The organism is Bacillus sp. XT-2 (genome assembly GCF_025696525.1).
GTDB lineage: Bacteria > Bacillota > Bacilli > Bacillales > Bacillaceae > Bacillus > Bacillus halotolerans.
Window position 1 is genome coordinate 433825 of sequence record NZ_JAHVOC010000001.1, and the last position, 19482, is coordinate 453306.

General features: G+C 35.2%; 20 protein-coding genes and 6 pseudogenes. 21 read left to right on the forward strand and 5 right to left on the reverse strand.

Translation table 11 applies throughout. From position 1 onward, the window contains the following. Positions 1-320: 320 nt before the first annotated feature. Together nfsA and KXD37_RS02275 are read right to left on the reverse strand one after the other, a co-directional pair. Positions 321-1061, reverse strand: a complete 741-nt coding sequence (nfsA, locus tag KXD37_RS02270; protein ID WP_106020149.1) for an oxygen-insensitive NADPH nitroreductase — start codon at positions 1059-1061, stop codon at positions 321-323. Positions 1062-1440: 379 nt separating this feature from the next. Next, positions 1441-1800, reverse strand: coding sequence for a winged helix-turn-helix transcriptional regulator (locus tag KXD37_RS02275; RefSeq protein WP_024122237.1), 360 nt, complete (start codon positions 1798-1800; stop codon positions 1441-1443). 225 nt (positions 1801-2025) lie between these two features. Between KXD37_RS02275 and KXD37_RS02280 the strand changes: the two are divergent. Beyond that, positions 2026-2747, forward strand: a pseudogene (locus KXD37_RS02280) (NADPH-dependent F420 reductase). A 335-nt stretch (positions 2748-3082) separates the two neighbouring features. Then, positions 3083-3288, forward strand: a pseudogene (locus KXD37_RS02290) (recombinase family protein); the annotation flags it as partial. A 421-nt stretch (positions 3289-3709) separates the two neighbouring features. Here KXD37_RS02290 and KXD37_RS02295 read toward each other — a convergent pair. Beyond that, a complete protein-coding gene (locus KXD37_RS02295) occupies positions 3710-4600 on the reverse strand; it encodes a LysR family transcriptional regulator (RefSeq protein WP_127696726.1) in 891 nt (296 codons plus the stop codon). Positions 4601-4766: 166 nt separating this feature from the next. On the opposite strand from KXD37_RS02295, the gene fumC reads away from it, so the two are divergent. After that, entirely contained in the window at positions 4767-6155 is a 1389-nt protein-coding gene (gene fumC, locus KXD37_RS02300; RefSeq protein ID WP_127696727.1) for a class II fumarate hydratase, read from the forward strand. 24 nt (positions 6156-6179) lie between these two features. Here the strand turns inward: fumC and KXD37_RS02305 are convergent. Beyond that, positions 6180-6688 (reverse strand): annotated as a pseudogene (locus KXD37_RS02305) (ImmA/IrrE family metallo-endopeptidase). A 371-nt stretch (positions 6689-7059) separates the two neighbouring features. Between KXD37_RS02305 and KXD37_RS02310 the strand changes: the two are divergent. The 3 genes and pseudogenes from KXD37_RS02310 to KXD37_RS02320 form a co-directional block, all read left to right on the forward strand. Next, entirely contained in the window at positions 7060-7626 is a 567-nt protein-coding gene (locus KXD37_RS02310) for a cysteine dioxygenase family protein (protein ID WP_127696728.1), read from the forward strand. A gap of 197 nt (positions 7627-7823) precedes the next feature. Beyond that, positions 7824-8273, forward strand: a complete 450-nt coding sequence (locus KXD37_RS02315) for a GyrI-like domain-containing protein (RefSeq protein ID WP_127696729.1) — start codon at positions 7824-7826, stop codon at positions 8271-8273. Positions 8274-8316: 43 nt separating this feature from the next. After that, positions 8317-8680 (forward strand): annotated as a pseudogene (locus KXD37_RS02320) (transposase family protein); the annotation flags it as partial. A gap of 288 nt (positions 8681-8968) precedes the next feature. Here the strand turns inward: KXD37_RS02320 and KXD37_RS02325 are convergent. Further along, positions 8969-9055: pseudogene (locus KXD37_RS02325) on the reverse strand (transcriptional regulator); the annotation flags it as partial. Between KXD37_RS02325 and KXD37_RS02330 the strand changes: the two are divergent. The 15 genes and pseudogenes from KXD37_RS02330 to KXD37_RS02400 form a co-directional block, all read left to right on the forward strand. After that, a pseudogene (locus KXD37_RS02330) lies at positions 9055-9684 on the forward strand (aspartate phosphatase); the annotation flags it as partial. The pseudogenes KXD37_RS02325 and KXD37_RS02330 overlap by 1 nt on opposite strands. After that, entirely contained in the window at positions 9674-9799 is a 126-nt protein-coding gene (locus KXD37_RS02335) for a hypothetical protein (RefSeq protein WP_262927560.1), read from the forward strand. The pseudogene KXD37_RS02330 and the gene KXD37_RS02335, both read left to right, overlap by 11 nt. A 278-nt stretch (positions 9800-10077) precedes the next feature. After that, on the forward strand, positions 10078-10650 hold the full coding sequence (locus KXD37_RS02340; RefSeq protein WP_010788730.1) for a TetR/AcrR family transcriptional regulator: 573 nt from the start codon (positions 10078-10080) through the stop codon (positions 10648-10650). A 95-nt stretch (positions 10651-10745) separates the two neighbouring features. Next, positions 10746-11270: an OsmC family protein gene (locus KXD37_RS02345; RefSeq protein WP_010788731.1), complete on the forward strand. Its 525-nt coding sequence runs from the start codon at positions 10746-10748 to the stop codon at positions 11268-11270. A gap of 130 nt (positions 11271-11400) precedes the next feature. Beyond that, complete coding sequence (gcvH, locus tag KXD37_RS02350; RefSeq protein ID WP_317988168.1) at positions 11401-11721, forward strand: glycine cleavage system protein GcvH; 321 nt, start codon at positions 11401-11403, stop codon at positions 11719-11721. Between the two features lie 25 nt (positions 11722-11746). Further along, positions 11747-12475, forward strand: coding sequence for a DsbA family oxidoreductase (locus KXD37_RS02355; RefSeq protein ID WP_188323177.1), 729 nt, complete (start codon positions 11747-11749; stop codon positions 12473-12475). Positions 12476-12611: 136 nt separating this feature from the next. Continuing rightward, on the forward strand, positions 12612-12947 hold the full coding sequence (locus KXD37_RS02360; protein ID WP_127696734.1) for a thioredoxin family protein: 336 nt from the start codon (positions 12612-12614) through the stop codon (positions 12945-12947). A gap of 54 nt (positions 12948-13001) precedes the next feature. After that, positions 13002-13436 carry an OsmC family protein gene (locus KXD37_RS02365; protein ID WP_263463224.1) on the forward strand — a complete coding sequence of 145 codons (435 nt, stop codon included), beginning with the start codon at positions 13002-13004 and terminating at the stop codon, positions 13434-13436. 53 nt (positions 13437-13489) lie between these two features. After that, positions 13490-13813 (forward strand): thioredoxin family protein, encoded by a 324-nt coding sequence (locus tag KXD37_RS02370; protein WP_010788736.1) that lies wholly within the window; start codon positions 13490-13492, stop codon positions 13811-13813. Between the two features lie 42 nt (positions 13814-13855). After that, complete coding sequence (trxB, locus tag KXD37_RS02375) at positions 13856-14791, forward strand: thioredoxin-disulfide reductase (RefSeq protein ID WP_263463225.1); 936 nt, start codon at positions 13856-13858, stop codon at positions 14789-14791. A gap of 100 nt (positions 14792-14891) precedes the next feature. Next, positions 14892-15551, forward strand: coding sequence for a carboxymuconolactone decarboxylase family protein (locus tag KXD37_RS02380; protein WP_127696737.1), 660 nt, complete (start codon positions 14892-14894; stop codon positions 15549-15551). Between the two features lie 126 nt (positions 15552-15677). Continuing rightward, positions 15678-16193: an OsmC family protein gene (locus KXD37_RS02385; protein WP_010788739.1), complete on the forward strand. Its 516-nt coding sequence runs from the start codon at positions 15678-15680 to the stop codon at positions 16191-16193. A 149-nt stretch (positions 16194-16342) separates the two neighbouring features. Beyond that, positions 16343-17545: an MFS transporter gene (locus KXD37_RS02390; RefSeq protein WP_127696738.1), complete on the forward strand. Its 1203-nt coding sequence runs from the start codon at positions 16343-16345 to the stop codon at positions 17543-17545. A 387-nt stretch (positions 17546-17932) separates the two neighbouring features. Then, positions 17933-18394, forward strand: coding sequence for a GreA/GreB family elongation factor (locus tag KXD37_RS02395; RefSeq protein ID WP_223203937.1), 462 nt, complete (start codon positions 17933-17935; stop codon positions 18392-18394). A 582-nt stretch (positions 18395-18976) separates the two neighbouring features. Next, the gene (locus KXD37_RS02400; protein WP_127696941.1) at positions 18977-19294 is read left to right on the forward strand and encodes a thioredoxin family protein; all 318 of its coding nucleotides are present in this window, start codon (positions 18977-18979) and stop codon (positions 19292-19294) included. The last annotated feature ends 188 nt before the right edge of the window (positions 19295-19482 follow it).

A 19482-nucleotide genomic window follows, 5' to 3' on the forward strand; every position in this document is an offset into this window, starting at 1 on the left:
AGGAGTGATACATATTAGTCATGTATAATATGTATCACTCCTTATTTTTTATGGCTTTTTTTGATTTAGGTCTTGATAAACAACGAAAAAAACAACAAAAACCCTGTCATGTAAGGGTTCCTATGAGGTTCAAAATCATTTTTCATAGGAAATACGTTCAATGATGGGGGTTTATCCTAAATGAAATGGATTGTTAAAAAGGGAGGGCTATGTTGAAAGGGTTAAATATCAATAAAAAATTTTTAAGCATAAAGAGGAAGAGCGTCAAAACTCTTCCTCTTTTATTTGGATAGAATACCGAAAATTTCTCTTGGGAAAATTTATTTTTTAGCAAATCCCTGTTTATTTAAATACTCAAGCATGAAGGGGAGTTTGCTTCTTTCGAGATGGTCCTCAATATGATCTTTCCATCCCTTTACTTTTTTCACTGTGAAAGGCGCTTTAACAGGACGATTCTGGTAATACTCACGCATCTGTTGATCATAGGTTGCTAATTTTTCATCATCTAGCGATTGATACTGATTATCAAACATGACCATCGATTGAGGCAAACGTGGTTTTAATCCAGGTTTCTCTTCAGCAGGGTGGCCTATGCATAGCCCTACTAAAGGAACCACATGTTTTGGTAAATGTAATATCTCAGTTAATTCTGTAATATGTAGTCTAATTCCACCGATATATACGCCACCGAGTCCCATTGATTCGGCTGCAGTCAAAGCATTTTGAGCCATTAGCCCAGCATCAAATGTACCTATTAAAAGGTATTCAATATACTCAAGATCTACATCGGGAGCGATTTGATGATTTCGGTTAAAATCTGCACAAAAAATCCAAAACTCTGCTGCCTCTTCAATATAAGGCTGGTTCGCAGAAAGCTCCATTACTTTTTTTCGAAGATCTGGATCTGTAATTCTAATGATAGAAACGGCCTGAAGAAGGCTGAAAGATGAAGTCTGATTAGCTGCCTTAAAGATTGCTTCTCGTTGCTCCTTTGTGAGAGGTTGATCTGTAAAAGACCGAATGGAAGTATGATTACAAAGTAATTCAATTGTATTGTTCATATTGACACTCTTCCTTTCTTACATATTAGATTCAAGCTGATTAAGTTGGGCTAGAGTTACTTTTGAAAAAAGTGTAACTTGTATACAATATGATAAAATCAGCACTCTAATTTATGAAGAGGGCAATTTAAATTGCCGTAGTGCATTTTTTTGTACTTAGTACCAAAAACTGGATAAAAAGGTGGCTAGATTTTGTTAAAACGAATTTGAAAAAGAATTTAAATGGAATAAACAAAAGATCCGGCAAATGTCCCGAAAAAGGAAGCTTGTGTCAACCTGCTTAGTTAGTAAAAAAAAGCTGTCACATTCGACAGCTTCTGATCTTTTAACTCTTGCCCCGTTACTTTAATACATTTCTTCATAAACTCTTATCGTAAAATTACTCTATCTGCTCCCCAAACTTCTTTCCGAACTCTTCCATCAAATCAATTATAGGAATGAATTCTTTCCCTTTTGAGGTTAGTGAATACTCTACACGAGGAGGAACCTCAGGAAACACCTCTCTCTTAATTAATCCATCTGTTTCTAATTCTCTCAGCTGCTTTGTAAGAGAACCTTGTGAAATGTCCCATAAAAAAGCTTTAATTTCGCTATAACGACGTTTTTTTGTTTTTAAAAACCAGAGAATAATATATTTCCAGCGTCCCGAAAGCATATTTTGGGCATATGCAATTCCATATACTTCTCTCTGTTCCTTTATATACTCTTTGTCAAATCCATCCTTACATATTTTAGACACCTTTTCACCTGCTTTCTGCTGTTAAGTACAAAAAAATGTACTACGGCAATTTATATTGCCCTCTTTAAATAGATGAGAAATGATTTTATTCTAGTATATGTAAAAGAATTATTCAATTCGTTTTTCATATCTAATGATTATATGTTGCGATTTGGTAAACAAATAATTGTGTAACTTTAAGCAGAATTATTCTTTTTATATACAAATCCTTTAGGAGGGAAAATAGTGAAATTCGGAATTATAGGTGCAGGAACAATTGGGTCAATTATTTCTAAAAAATTAGTTGAGAATGGGCATGATGTCAAAATTGCAGATGCAAGGGCAATTGAATATTTAGAAGGAAAAAAGCTTGCTGGAACCCCTGTGCGCGTAAAGGATGCAATTAAAAACATTGATGTTCTGATCATATCTCTTCCTACAAAAGCAATGTCAAGCATTCGAAATATGATCGATCAAGTCGGAGAGGATGTAATCATTGTAGATACTTCAAATTATTATCCTTTTAGAGACGACAAAATTGAAGAAATCGAGAACGGGATGGTTGAAAGTGTTTGGGTATCAAATCAATTAGGCAGACCTGTCATTAAAGCATTCAACAATTTATTAGCCTATACTTTAGAAAATGAAGGAACAACCGTAGATTCTAGTGAACGAATCGCGATAGCAGTTTCTGGTGATGACACATCACAAAAACAAGTAGTCATAGACGTAGTATCCGAGTTAGGCTTCGATGCAATAGAAGTGATTCTTGGAGACAGCAACCAGGAACTCCTGCTTACTGCACAGAGCTAACAAAAGATGAACTTACGAAAGCGTTGAAAAAGGCGAATAAAGAAAAAGCACCGTTACTACGCGACAAAGTGATGGAAATATTTGCAGAGAAAAAGGATGTTAAATTTTCACACGAGGATGTTGTGAATCTAAACAGAGAAATATACAATTCATAAAAACAAGCTATCATAAGGAAGAAATTAAAAATTATAGAAAATGAAAGTAAAGAGTATAATAAAAATAAACATTCATAACGTGCAAGATGGTTTTATAATGTTGAAGGCCTAATGAGTGTAGTAAAAACCGGTGGTTTAATACTATCGGTTTTTTTTACTGCTTTTATATACTCATTGAAAATCACCTCATTATTAGAACAAACAGTTGTTACATAGCATTACCCAAGGGGTGATGCATTTTATGAAGGTGATAATCATCGAGGGAACGCAAGCTGGCAAATGCATTAACGATTGCTATCATTATTTAATAAAACGTTATAGGAAGGAGATCCAGGGTGATAGCCATATATGTAAGGGTATCGACCGAAGAACAAGTGATCAAGGGATCGAGCATTGACAGCCAGATCGAAGCCTGCATAAAGAAAGCAGGGACTAAGATGTGCTGAAGTATGCTGATGAAGGGTATTCTGGTGAGTTGTTTGAACGTCCAGCTTTTAACCGCTTAAGGGAGGACGCAAGTAAAGGACTCATAAGCAAGTTATCCTCAATGACTCAGCTATCATTGATGATGATTAGTCTAATTCCATTTGACAGTAATGGTATTAAGCATTTTAATATTTACTCACTTTGTAGATACAGACAGATTCAAATGTTGGTTTCATAATAGTTGGAGATCAAGTTAGGGACTAAAGGAAGGAAAGAACCTTTCTTTTTTACTTGGAAGGAAAAAAACCGTGCCCATTTTGTGCCCAAAATAGATATAAAATGATGCAATGAGTGTGTATTGGATAACTTCAGATGCTTGAAAGCTTCTGTAACTGCAAATACTTCCACTTTATTGAGGGCAACGAACTAATAAAGAGATACCAAAAAGCCATTTTGGTATCTTCTTTGTGTTTTTTTAGAGCTATTAAATCCATCTAGGAGCATCATGACTTGGCATCAGCAACAGTAACTTAATACTATATCGAATCTATTTGAGGAAACTGATTGATGATATATTGCTTGAAGTTTTCAGCGACAGGTGATAGATACTTCCCTTCAATCCAGGAAATACCAACTGTGCGCTCGAACCTTGGCCAACTAATGCGAACCTTTGCGATATTTGTTTGGTCTAAGCCTTTAAAATCAGGAAGAATTGAAACGCCCAGACCTGCTGCAACAAAACCTGCGATTGTAGCAGCTTCTTCGCCTTCAAATACAATGTTTGGGGTAATATTAACCTGTTCAAATATATGATCTATGGTTACTCGAAGAGCAAAACCTTCTTTCATTAAAACAAAAGGCTCATGAGCAATGTCGTTTAAGGTAATCTCCTGACGAGTAGCTAACACATGATGTTTGGGCAAGAATAAAAAGAGCTCCTCCTTCCATAAGGGTTTCCACATTATATTTGATTCGACTGGAAAAGAAGCAAGCAGGCAGAGATCTAGTTCACCTGATTTTAGTTTATCTAAAAGCTGATTAGAGTGAGACTGGTTTAGTTGGAAATGAACATTTGGGTATTGATCTTTAAATGCTCCAATTAAATTTGGAACGATGGTTGTACCCAGTGTGTGTAAAAAGCCTAAAGACACTTCACCTTGATCTGGTTGTAAAAGGGATTGAATTTCTTCCCTTCCTTCAGTAAATTCTTTCATGATGGAATCGATCCTCTTGAGGAATCTTTCCCCATATTTATTTAATGTAATGGACCGGCCTTGTCTATCAAAAAGCGGAACCCCTAAGTAATTTTCTAATCTAACAATAGACCGAGAAAGTGCTGGCTGTGTTATTGATAACGTTTCAGCAGCTTTAGTTACATGCTGTATACGAGCAAGAGTTTGAAAGTACTCTAATTGTTCCCATTCCATTAAAACATCCACCTTTTTATAAATCATTACATAAAAGAATTAAAATCATATTTATTATGCATTATACATCATAATTTATTAGTGTTATGATCAATTTATCGAAAAAATATATGAATTTTTATATGAATTATAAACTAATTGTGTATTCAGAAGGAGGATTATTTTAATGAACTATCGAATTGAAAAAGATACTTTTGGAGAAATAAAGGTGCCTGCTGATAAGTTTTGGGGAGCGCAAACACAACGTAGTAAAGAGAACTTCAAGATAGGTTCTGAAAAAATGCCTATCCGTATTGTTAAAGCTTTTGCTATATTGAAGCGCAGTACAGCTATTGCTAATAATCGTCTAGGTAATTTGGATAGTGAAAAAACAAAGGTTATTACAGCAGTTTGTGATGAGATTCTTGAAGGCAAATATGATGACAATTTTCCACTCGTTGTTTGGCAGACGGGAAGCGGTACACAAAGCAATATGAATGTTAACGAAGTGATAGCAAACCTTGCAACAGCTTTATTAAAAGAAAAAGGCTCTATACAAACCATACATCCAAATGATGATGTCAACCGCAGTCAAAGTTCGAATGACACTTTCCCAACAGCGATGCATGTTGCAGGTGTATTAGCTATCTATGAACAATTAGTTCCTGCACTTGATCAACTTCGGAACACATTAGATGAAAAAGCAAAAAAATTCAATGACATTGTAAAAATAGGTCGTACACATCTTCAAGATGCTACACCTTTAACCCTTGGACAAGAAATTAGCGGTTGGGTATATATGATTGATCGTTCGAAAGAAATGATTTTGGAAGCAACTGAAAAAATGCGTGAGCTTGCTATCGGGGGTACGGCAGTAGGGACAGGCATTAATGCACATCCACAGTTTGGAAAAGTTGTCTCAGAGGAAATCTCGAAGTTTACAGGCCAACAGTTTAAAAGTTCACCGAATAAGTTCCATGCCTTAACCAGTCATGATGAAATAACGTATGTACATGGTGCAATGAAGGCATTAGCTGCTGACTTAATGAAAATTGCGAACGATGTTAGATGGCTTGCAAGCGGTCCTCGCTGTGGTATCGGGGAAATTTCAATCCCGGAAAATGAGCCTGGCAGCTCCATTATGCCCGGTAAAGTTAACCCTACTCAATGTGAAGCCCTTACCATGATTGCGGCTCAAATTATGGGGAATGACGCAACTATTGGATTTGCTTCAAGTCAAGGCAACTTTGAACTAAATGTATTTAAACCAGTTATTATCTATAACTTCCTTCAATCCGTGCAGTTACTGAGTGATGGAATAAAATCTTTCCATGATCATTGCGCGGTTGGTATTGAACCTAATAAGAAAACCATTAAAGAAAATCTTTCCGGATCTTTGATGCTTGTCACAGCATTGAATCCTTATATCGGATATGAAAAAGCTGCGAAAATTGCTAAGTTTGCTCATAAAGAAGGCTTAACGTTAAAAGAGGCTGCTGTGCAACTCGAATTATTAACGGAAGAGCAATTTGATGAAATGGTTAAGCCAGAAGATATGGTGAAACCAAACATTTAAATCTTTTAAGATAAAAACTAGTTACTAATCAGTAACTAGTTTCTCCTTATTCAAAAGGGGGGTGCACAGATTTTCCGTCACTGATTGATTAAATAAATGTTGGGTCAGCTTCCTGTAATATATGTTCAAACTAAAAAGCCAAGCCCATTTTCAATTGCATGTGATTGTATGTACGAAAGATTAATATTACGCAACATGAAAGTTGGAATGCAAAAGTGATATGTAAAATAATTGGACTGCCACTCTAAATAATCAGTCCAAGTTGCAGGCATTGTTTTTTTATCGCCTTCATGTCTATATATATGGCAAAATTCATGAGCGAAATCATACCATTGTTCAACTCGGCTTTTTCGGCTGTCTAAGCATGTATTATAAATTCCACTGTGTTTAAGCGCGAAGCTTGTAACAGGTTTAAAGCCTGATATCTAAAGCCTCGGCAATCCGTTCAAAATTAATTTGTTCAGGCTCTGTCATATCAATCTTCCTGTATAAGTTTTCAATCCATCCTCTAAATGACTGTTTGTATACCTCAAGATGAAAACCTCCTTAAAGACGACAATCTAAAAATTGGATTTATTAAATATTATAGGGGAAACTAAGACTTTTTTCACGGGAAAATGCATCTAAGATAAGTGTGGTGTTTATTGAAGAGCTGCTAAGTAATTAATGACAATAATTGATAATGAAAAGTGTTTAAACAGAATCTTAATAATCAATCTCCTATCTTAATTGTTGAAGACCAGAAGCACATCTTTATATACGCATTTAACAAAAGTACTTTTTCGAATAAAATCTATTACCTTGAATTGGATAAGGAAGGGAATTTATCCTTGAAACTCAGCATGAAATTCATATACAATACAGGGGTAGGGTATATAAACTTTAGTTTAGGTGGTGTTTGTTAATGAAAAATCCTGAAATTGAGTCTTTTATTAAGGATGTGGATCGAATTGTTCATGACGGCGGGACTGAAGAGGTTTTGACTGGTAAGATTGCGGAGAGGATGAGACATCTGTTACAGGCCGATAATATTCTCCCTTCACAGTATCGGCAACCGAACCCAAAATACGCTCTGTATCCGTTGTATATTGCTGACGATGAGAGTTTTTCTATCGCGGTTGCGGTTTGGGATGTTGGGCAATCCACTCCTGTCCATGATCATGGAACGTGGGGCGTAATTGGAGTAGTTCAAGGAACGGAACACGAAATACAGTATGCATCGCCTTCTAATAAGCATGAGGAACTGATAGCATGTAATGACCGTTATATTCTGCAAGGGGAGGTTGTCGTCTGTTGCTCCACTGACCAAGACCTTCACAAAGTGGAGTGTGCCTCCAATGATCCGTGTGTAGGAATTCATGTGTACGGCGGCAATATTGGAAAAATAGAGCGTCATATCTACGATACACATACGGGGAAAAAACGGGTAGCGGTTAGTCACTGGGTTCCTGTACCAGCTTCCCGACAGTAAGTCGCATCTTTACGCCTAATGACTGTATAAATCATTGAGTAAAGTTTATGTAGCTTACTTTTATTTAACAGATGTGCTTAAAATATAGTAAAGTGGAATAATGGATTAATTAAACTGCAATAATCAGAATATTCTAAAAAATAACTTGAAAAACATTTTAAATCGAATTACCTTATCTAAGAAAGGAGGATTAAAATATGAAAATAACTATTGAAGAATTACCTGAATCAAGGATTGCTTACTTCCGAAATGTTGGGGAGTATGGTGAAAAGCAAAACAAAGAATTAATGGAGAATTTTAAAAAGTGGGCAAAATCGAATGGTGTATTTGATCATTCTACAATTTTAGGCATACCACAAGATAACCCAGAGATTACTCCTAAAGAAGAATGTCGTTATGATGTTTGCGTTGTTATAAATAAAGATTTTAATGTGGAAAAACCAGCTCATGTTGGTGAATTTTCTGGTGGGAAATACGCTGTTTTCTTGCTTGACCATATAAAAGAGGCAGTCAGTGAATTTTGGGGCAGTATTTTTACTGAGATAGAAAGAAATAATCTATCAATAAGAGAACAACCAATTATAGAAAGATATACTTCACAAATGATTGATAATCATTTGTGTGAAATATTAGTTCCTATACAGTAACGAAGCAGGGATATTTCCTACCCTCTGTTTAAAGGATAAAAACATGAGAGGCCTACTATGTATTTCAGATCTAATTGCAATTGAATCACCACAAGAAAATAACACAGATATGATGTTTAAAGTTGAAGCAGTCGATCCACCTGAACGTTGTCCTGAATGTGGTTTTGACAAGTTGTACAAACACAGTTCAAGAAAGAAACCAATTATTGATTTGCCCATTCGTTTAAAGCGAGTGGGCTTACAATTGAACCGCAGACGATACAAGTGTCGTGAATCTGGGAACGCTTAATATCCATTGATGAAAAACGTAGATGACCAAAAGGCTTTTAAAATCCATCCAAGAGCAATCCATGTCTAAGACTTTTGTAGAGGTCGCAGAAAGCGTTGGCGTTGACGAGAAAACCGTATTTTTTTCATTTACAACCTTGCAAGGTTTTTAACAAGAAGCCCTCTTTTTCCAATTCGATACTTAGCAGTTTTTTTCACAACAAACGCTCTTTTTTATATATGAAAATGTAAAAGAAACATAAATGAAAATATAAATGAGAAAAACAACAAAAACCCTTGCCACGTAAGGGTTTGTAAGGGATTCAAAAATCACTTTATAAATGAGGATATGAATGAGAATCTAAATCTTATTAGTAAACAGAATTAAACATAATAAACAGAAATAAATAATAATAAACAAACTGCGTTTATTTATCTGATTTCCGTCTTTCTTTTAATTGCTCCGTTATAATCTCCAAAGCAGCCTGTAATATTTCATCAGTTATTTCTCCATTATAATCAATATGAACTTTATAAAGTGCAAAAAATACAATGTCATTTCGTGATATCTGGAAATTACGTTGATTTTAAACTTTTCGAGAAAAGCTTGCCGCACCTTGAAAAAGCCTTAGAGTTGTCCAAACAATTAGATCGCAATGAAAGGCTACTTAGCTCGGCTTACTACAATCTCGGAAAGAATTACGCAGATTTAGGAATAAATGATAAAGCAGATCATTTCTTAAATGAGGCTGCCAAGGTATCAGAAAGTGCTAAGTTGAGCAATTTACCACATTCCCTGTTTACATACGCTAAATTTTTTTTAAAGCAGGGGAAAACATGTGAAGCAATAAAAATGAGTAAAAAGGGTTTATCGGCTGCGATATCCCAAGGTGACAAACTTTTTGTGTCCCTGCAAAAGTACTTGGAAGCACTTTATATTAATGCAGTAGATCAAGCGGGAATCAAAAAAACGATTGATTACTTAGAAAGAAATAAGAATTATGCGTATGTGGAAGATATCGCAATTGATACGGCTGAAGTTTTTGCAAAATCAAAGGAGTTTGAAACATCCTATATTTATCATCAAAAAATGCTTGAAACGCAAAAACAAATTCAGAGGGGAGAATGCCTGTATGAATTTTAAAAAAGGCGTAATCATTATTCTTACTGCAGTTACTTTAAGCTTAGGTTTCGTTGCAACTTTTACTATAGAAGAAAGTGCAGCATATCATCAACTTTCTGACCGGAATCAAACATAAGAATTATTAAACCCTCTCAATTGAGGGTTTTTTCTTTATGTATTGGATTGGTTCAACATTGACAATTGAGTCAAAAGGAAAAGGGAGCCGTTAAAACTTTTCCTGCTTGTTCTGCGCATTTATAATTTAAGTTATTTCTTAACTGTTCGTTACTTGAAAGCAATGTTCTGATGATTATACTGGATAATAGAAATATGAACCATTCATAAATTACTTGGCAAAACCTAATGGAATCATATAATATATAAACTAAACTTTGCGATTAAGGTGTGAGAAATTTGTCTAAAAAGCATGAAATAATATCAGCTGCAAGAGAGATTATTTATTCTAAGGGATATCAAGCAACCTCTATAAATGATATTCTTATGGCTGCAGAGATTGGAAAAGGCCAATTTTATCATTACTTCTCTTCTAAATATGATTTAGGATTAGCAGTAGTGGAATCTATAGTCCATGAATGGCAAACAGAGTTAATATCAGATATTCTTCAGTCAGATAATACTCCAGTAAATAAGTTAAATATGATGCTGGACAGAACACTTACTTTTCATACTGAAGTGAAGAATAAATCAGGTTGTCCGATAGGAAACTTAGCCATTGAAATGAGTGAGCATGATGAAACGTTTCGTGTAAAAATTCAACATTTATTTGAATGTTGGATAGGGGCTATAGAGATTACATTAAATGAAATGGTTGAACAAGGCCTGTTAGATTCCTTTGATACAAAAAAAGATGCTCAAGCAATTGTAGCTATGATTGAAGGAGGAATTTTGCTAATGAAAAACCAACAAAACGTCAACTTTTTAAGTGACATTATAGAAGTAATTCGAAAACAATTTAATCTAGAATAGTCAACTGTTTTTTTCTTGCAATATTGTTTTTCTTATGTTAAGCTCTTTTTGTACCGACTGGTAGGTACAATCCTGTACTGAAGGAGAGATAAACAATGGCAAAATTAAATGGTGTTGATATGAGTATTATTGAAGGTTTAGTGGAGCAATACAAAAAAAATCCTGCTGAAGGTACTGGAAGTTGGTCATCTTCTGTAAAATGGGATAACGGTTTCCATGTGGAGGCAAAAGTAGGTGATCATGCTCCTATTCATGTTGATGAGCCAAAATGGTTAGCAGGTTCCAATAAGGGAGCAAACCCAGTGGAATATTTATTAAGCGCACTAGGTTCTTGCCTGTCAGTGGGGTTTATTGCAAATGCTAGTGGAATGGGAATCAAGATAAACTCGTTAGAAGTAGAGGTTTCAGGACAACTAGATTTGAATGTCTTTTTAGGATTAAAGGAAGGAAATCCTGGTTTTGATGAAATCAATGCGCATTTTAATGTCGATAGTGATGCGGATGAACATCAGATTGAAGAACTTGTTGCACAGGCCATGAAACTTTCACCTGTAAAAAATACAATCCAAAGGAATGTTCATGTTCAGGCATCTTTAAGTCACAATAAGAAAAAAGAATAATTATAAGAGTATTTTTCGCAAGTTACTGTACCGAATAGTAGGTACAGTAACTTACTTATAACTGACTGAAGGAGTACAACAGATATGTTTTATTCTAAAGAACATTTATGGGTAAAGGTTGACAATAATATTGTTACCTTTTGGAATTACTGATTATGCTCAATCAACGCTTGGAGAAATTGTGTTTCTAGAACTCCCAGAAATGGGAACTTTAACAGTGAAAGATGCTAGCTTTGGGAGTATTGAATCAGTTAAAACTACATCGGAGCTTTTTTCTCCGATTAACGGACAGATTATAGAAGTGAATACAGAATTAGAAGATAGTCCAGAATTTGTGAATGAATCACCTTATGATAAAGGGTGGTTACTGAAAGTAAAAGCTTCTAACACAGAGGAGATAAAAGAACTTCTAAATGTGGAGGAATACGATAATTACGTAAGTCAAATTTAAACAATTTAATTAAAGGAGTGTTCATATGAAAATTGAAGTTTGGTCTGATGTAGCATGTCCCTTTTGTTATATAGGTAAACAAAATTTAGAAAAAGCATTGAAACAATTCCCTTTTAAAGATGAAGTTAAAGTTGAATATAAAAGCTTTGAATTAGATCCTAGTGCGCCAGTATATAACGGGCAAAGTTATTATGAAAAATTACTCCCTAAATTTGGGGATTCCGAACAATCAAAACAGTTCCTTGAAAACTTAACTCAAAGTGCAAAAAAGGTTGGATTAACATTTAATTTAGAAGGTTTGAAACCAACTAATACGTTTGATTCCCATCGCTTAACAAAATGGGCAAAAACAAAAGGAAAAGAAGCTGATATCTCGGAAACTCTGCTTTATGCACACTTTACTGATTCTAAGGATGTAGGTGATCATGAAACTCTTGCAGATTTAGCAGAAGCTTCTGGTTTAGATAGACAAGAGGCTCTGAAGGTCCTAAATGACAAGTCTCTTTATGCAGATGAGGTAAGATCAGATCAAATAGAAGCTAAGCGTTATGGTATCTCTGGAGTTCCCTTTTTAATTATAAATCAGAAATACGCCGTTTCTGGGGCACAACCAGCAGAGGCTTTCTTAGAGGCACTCAACAAGGTATGGGAAGAAGAAAATCCGTTACTGAAACTTAAGAATCTATCAGTGAATAGTGAGGATGACACACTTTGTACTGATGGAAGCTGCGGAATTCCTACAAGTAAAAAATAAGTGGGAGCAACAAATTTCTCTTAGATGAGTTTGTTTTTAAACTCTAACTTCTCTTCTAAAACTGATCTGATCTCTTTAGTAATGGCAATTTTAAGTTTAATCCTATTAAAGACTAGTATTAGGAGGGAGAGAACTAATGGTAGAAACAGTTGAATTAACATCTTTAGATTCAATAGATAACTTTATCCATCAAAATAAATTTAGTTTTTTGTATATTTCAAGGCCGGATTGTGGAGTATGCCATGCAGTCTTGCCTCAACTCAGAGAATTACTTGATAAATTTCCACATATCAAATTAGGGTATATCAATGCTTACAACGTAGAGGAGATAGCCTCAAGGTTTTCAATTCTTACGGTTCCTGCACTCCTTTTATTCATTGAAGGAACTGAATATTTGAGAGAAGCACGCTTTGTTCATTTTGAACAATTAGAAAAAAGACTAGAAAGAGTAAGTAAAATATATACAACATGATGTTTTAACAATGTTAAAAAAGTATGGCAACCAAAAACTAGAGGAGTGTTTCATATGTCTAATGTGAATGTAAAACTGAATGCTGTTTGGAAAGGAGGAGTAGAAGGAAACGGCATCATCAAATCTCAATATATTGATACACCCATTGCTATAGGAACAGAGTATGGAGGTAATGGGGAAGGAGCATCACCTAAAGAAATCCTTGTGTCATCAGTACAAGCTTGTTATGTAGCAACATTAGTGTCGATGGTTGAATCAAGAAAACTGCCAGTAGTGAGTATTGAGGTTGATTCTGAGATGGTTGCTTCTGACAGTAGTTTTGATATTATCCATTATCCTCGTGTTGTTTTATCTGCTGATGCAACAGAAAAAGAAGTACAGTCAATGGAAAGAGTGAATGAAGCAGCTGATAGAGCATGTATAGTAGGTAACATGGTCAAAAAAGCAGGCGTAGAAATAGAAGTCAAAGGTAAAGTGTCTACTCTTTAATCGATTCAATTAATTATTAAAAAAGCTTTTTATAACTCAGGAGGAAAAACAAAATGACTATAATCAAAGTAACAGATGGTAATTTAGAAAAGAACTTAAATACAGATAAAGTGGTTTTACTAAACTTTTCAGCATCTTGGTGTGGACCATGCCGGGTTTTTGCTGAGACATTAGAGGAGTTTGACAAAGAGTTTGGTGATAAAGTACAAGTTGTTAAAGTTGATGTGGATGAGAATCCGGAGCTTGCTGCAGAATTTGGTGTAATGAGTATCCCTAATACACGCTTCTATTCTAATAATAAATTCGAAAAACCTTTTGCTGGTATTGTTGGTATTGCGCAATTAAAAGAAGAAGTTTCAAAAATTAAGTCCCTTTAATCAAATGTGCATTAATGAATTCTTTTAGAGGAGGGGAACATATTGGAGGAAATGAAAATTTATGATGTCATCATAGTTGGGGCAGGTCCCGCTGGAATGACAGCAGCAGTTTACACTTCACGTGCTAATTTGAACACATTGCTTATTGAACGTGGAATACCTGGTGGACAAATGGCTAATACGCAGGATGTAGAGAATTATCCTGGTTTTGATCATATTTTAGGTCCAGACCTCTCTAATAAAATGTTTGAGCACGCCAAAAAGTTTGGTGCTGTGTATGAATATGGAGATATAAAAGAAATTATAGATGAAGGCCGTTTAAAAAAAGTAGTAACTACAAAGAAAGAATTTTATGCAAAATCTGTTATCATCGCTACTGGGGCAGACCATAAAAAGCTTGGAGTCCCAGGGGAGAATGAACTTGGTGGTCTAGGAGTTTCATATTGTGCGGTGTGTGATGGAGCATTCTTTAAAGGACGTGAACTTGTTGTTGTGGGTGGAGGAGACTCAGCTGTAGAAGAAGCTGTGTATCTTACACGTTTCGCTTCAAAAGTCACCATTATTCACCGTCGAGATCAGTTGCGTGCGCAAAAAATACTCCAAGAAAGAGCATTTAGCAATGAAAAGATTGACTTCATTTGGAATAAAGAAGTTACAAGTATAAATGCAGGAAATGGAACAGTGAATACAGTAACGTTAAAAGATACAAAAACAGGGGAACAATCTCAATTCCCTGCAAATGGTGTATTTATTTACGTGGGTACACTTCCGTTAAATAGTGCATTCAAAAACTTAGATATAACCAATGAAGAAGGTTATGTAGTGACGGATGAAGCAATGGCTACAAAGATTCCTGGTATTTATGCAGCTGGAGATATCCGTGATAAAACCCTGCGTCAAATTGTCACAGCAACGGGTGATGGATCAATAGCAGCTCAAAGCGCCCAACATTATATTGAAAACCTCGGGAATTCATAAGAAACAACATTGATCTATTTTGGTAATTTATCATCACACCTAATTGTACCGAATAGTAGGTACAATTAGGTGTGAAATAAAAAAGTTAGAGGGGAAAATTATGAATCAGAACGATAGTTTATACAAAAAATCACATTTTAACCGTTTAGGTGAATTTAGTACACTTTCACCTGAAAGCTTTAAAACATTTGTAGCTTTTGACAGAAAAGCGTTATCTGAAGGAAAGTTAACAGCTAAATTAAAGGAATTAATTGCAGTTGCTGTTGCTCATACGACTGGATGTCCCCATTGTATTGATTTTCATGTTAAACAAGTTAAAAAACATAGAGCTTCCAGGGAGGAAATGGCTGAATCAATTATGGTAGCAACAGCATTGAAAGCAGGGTCTGCTCTTGCTCATGGTGTTAATGCTTTAAACGCTTATGATGGAACAGCTGATGATGAATTATTTAGAGCTCCTTATATCAACCGACTAAAAGAGTTTTCTCAGTTAAATGGAGATGCCTTTAAAGCGTTTATGACATTTGACCAACAAGCGATGAAGGCGGGATTACTTAGTGTGAAGGAAAAAGAGTTGATTGCTATAGCAGTGGCGCATACAACAGGGTGCCCTTACTGTATTGATATCCACACTAAAGCAGCCAAAAAAGCGAAAGCAACGAGAGAAGAAGTTGCTGAATCAATTATGGTAGCAACTGCCTTAAAAGCCGGATCTGCTCTTTCTCATGGAGTTAATGCATTAGTTGCTTATGATGAATAATCTTATGGAGGGTTATGTACTGTTGGCAGCTGTGTCATCCCCCCTTAAAATCATAATAACTTTTATTAGATAACGAGAGTAGAAAGAGATAATCCCTATAAAAAACAAAATGAAGGAGATATAAAAATGACAAAAATTAATGGAGTCGATACAAAAGTTATTGAAAACTTAGTAGAAAATTATAAGAAAAATCCTGAGGAAGGAATGGCAGGATGGTCTTCTTCGGTAAAATGGAAAGATGGATTTTACGCTGAAGCGCAAGTAGGTGATCACAAACCCGTTCTGATTGATGAGCCAGATTGGTTATCAGGATCTAACAAGGGTCCAAATCCAGTTGAACTTTTATTAAGTGGATTGGGTGGTTGTTTATCAATTGGATTTATTGCAACAGCTAGTTTAATGGGGATTAAGGTAAATTCACTAGAAGTTAACGCTTCAGGACAATTAGATTTAAATGTCTTTTTGGGCTTAAAAGAAGGGAATCCAGGTTTTAACGAAATTGATGTTCAATTCACAATAGATAGTGATGCAGACGATAAACAACTTGAAGAATTAGTTTCAAAAGCAATGGAAATTTCGCCTGTGAAAAATTCATTAGAAAGAAATGTTCAAGTAAATTCAACTTTTAAACGTAATAAGTAAAAAGCGTTATGACAGGGTCGATCTTATTTATTTTGTATAACTAATTTTTTAAAAAAACGTAGATATACGATCATATTACATGCGTAATGTCTACGTTCTCATACGTTGCAGGTAGAATTGGAAATCCGAGAGGAGGAAAAACCCCCATTATGTCTGATGTGAACAGTATTAATAGATGGAAGGCTCTATTTTTGATTGCATTGGCTGAACTATTTGCCCTCAGTTTATGGTTTAGCGCTTCAGCCGTTCTTCCCCAATTAAAACATCAATGGGGAATGAGTGCAACAGAAGGGTCATGGATGACCACATCCGTACAGGTTGGGTTCATTATTGGAGCCATTTGTTTTGCTTTTCTAGGGTTGGCAGACCGTTATAACCCAAGAAAAATATTTGCTATTGCCTGTATATTCGGAGCTGTCATCAATAGTTTATTTACTTTAAGCACTGGAATGGTAGTGGGATTAAGTTTACGTTTTTTAACAGGAATTACTATGGCAGGTGTTTATCCTACTGCCGTGAAACTACTCTCTACTTGGTTTCAAGATAGACGAGGATTTGGTATTGGAATCCTAATTGCAGCTCTGACATTAGGTTCTTCATTGCCGCATCTTTTTAATTTATTTATTCCGAATGTCAGCTGGAAGATATTAATGCTGGTCAGCTCTTTATTAGCATTGGTCGCAGCTGGTATTATGCATTGGGGTCTTCCGGATGCTCCGGAGTCTAAAAAAGAAGTAGCTACTGTATCGATGAATACACTCAAATATATCTTAAAAGATCGACCTGTAATGTTGGCTAACTATGGATATTTTGGTCATATGTGGGAGTTATATGCTATGTGGACATGGCTTCCATATTTCTTAACAGCCAGCTTTAAAGCATCCTTAGAGGGGACAGCTTTACAAGAGACCAGTACACTGTTCGCATTTTTAACAATTGGAATTTCGGGGGCTATAGGTTCGATAATAGGTGGATTATATGCTGATAAAATTGGAAAAGCACGACTTTCTATGATTGCCATGATTGTTAGTGCTCTATCTTCTTTATGTATCGGACTCACCTTTGGTCTTTCTATATGGATTACCGTTATCGTAGCAATCATTTGGGGGATATCAGTTGTTGCAGATTCGGCACAATTTTCAGCAATGGTTGCAGATTTCGCAAAATCAGAATGTGCAGGAACTGCCTTGACATTTCAAATGGCTATAGGTTTTCTTATTACGGTCCTTTCTATTTATTTGATTCCGGTCTTTGAAGATATCGTAGGGTGGAAATGGGCATTCTCCATCCTTGCGATCGGTCCTGTTATAGGAGTTTGGGCAATGATTTCTCTTATCCATTATAAACATTAAACGATGTACTCATTTTGTTTTTTAACACAGTAATGGCATGTGTTTTTCGTTTTTAAGAGAACTTGACGGATCCATTTTTACCTGTTTAATCTTTGTTCTTTAATTAAAGCAATCCTTTAGTTGAATAGTAAACAGCTTTATTTTTAACACCATTCTTGTTATTATCCCACTGCATAAGTGCGGAAGTTCCATAGAATTATGGAGCTTAAGGCCAAACCAACTGTTGGACTAACAGTACAGCATCAGGCTTAATCTTAAAAACATGATTTTCCGGATTTCCCTAACGTTACTGATTATTGCATAAGTGTATGGTGATTCTTTATGCAAAATGTAACAAATCCAACAAAGCCGAGAAAAGTAGTTTGGGTAAAGGAGGGTGAATGATTGGTGGACAAGAAGTTACTTACGAAAGCTGGTTATAATGCGTTGAAGAAAGAATTACTTTTTTTAAAGAAAAAAAGATGGAAAGAAGTTAGTGAAAAAGTTCAAGAGAGCAGAAATTTTTGTGATTTTAATAAAGATCCTGAGTATCAAATTTCAGTAGATGAATTTGCTGCACTTAAAAAGAAAATAAATGATTTGGAATACATTATAAAGCAAGCAAAAATAATTAAAAATGCAAATATACGAGAAGTAGGGATCGGATCCATTGTCACTGTTAAAGAAATGACAGGAAAATATGAAATGCATCTTAAACTTGTTAGTCCCGCAGAATCACATTTATCTGAAAACTATATATCCGATGAGTCTCCAATCGGAAAAAGTCTAATTGGTCACAAATTAAATGATGATGTAATAGTCAAGACCCCTTCTGGAATGATGCATTTATTAATCACTGAAATACAGTGATTTTTTTCTTAAGCTACTCTGTTGTACTCTATTTTAAATAAGGTAGATAATTGATGATTGGTAGTAACAATTGTGCTTTGTGAATGAAAATGGTGAATATTATAAAAAGATACAGGGTTGCAAAAAGCTAAAAAAGCATGCTAATATAATATTGTACCGACTGGTAGGTACAGGAGTTTAGTTATTGATAGAAGGAGGTTAAGTGATTACACCAACAGAACTGTATTATTCCAAGGACCCTATATGGGCAATTGAAGATCGAGTACGTTTAGGGATTACAGATATAATGCTCAAACAACAATTTGATGAAATTGTATTCTTAGATCCCCCGAGGAATGGAATTCATTAACGATAAACAATAGCTGTGGTGTTGTGGAGTCCATTAAAACTACTCCTTATCTCATCCTTTAAATTCTAAAAGTAAACACCGTATTAGAGGATAGTCCTGAATATGTAAATGAATCCCCTTATGATTAAGGATGGATGCGAGAAGTTCAAATGGATAATATAGATGATATCAAGCATCCTATAGGTGCTAAAGAATTCAAAGATTATGTATATGAAAAAATGGAGGGAATCATGATGAAAAAATTAGAATCAATTGATCAATTTGAGAAGTTAAAAAATACAGAGCGCGTTGTCTTTATGTTTTCAGCGGACTGGTGCCCAGACTGTCGGGCGATCGAGCCAATTTTACCGAACATTGAAGCGAATTATTCGGAATATCAGTTTATTTATGTAGACCGGGATGACTTTATTGATTTGTGCATCGAACTGAATGTATTTGGTATTCCAAGTTTTATCGCTTATCATAACGGAGAAGAAGCAGGGCGGTTTGTTAGCAAGGCTCGGAAAACACAAGAAGAAATCGAAACATTTCTTAACAGATTGTCCGCTTAATTGCTAACATAAAATTGTACCAAACGGTAGGTACGGATAAAAGGAATTAGAGGGAAGAATTATTAGTCAAGACGATGTTAAACAAATTAAAAACATAGAGATTCAAAAGAAGAAGTTGCTGAATCAATTATGGTAGCAACTGCCTTGAAAGTCGGATCTGCTCTTGATCATGGAGTTAATGCATAATG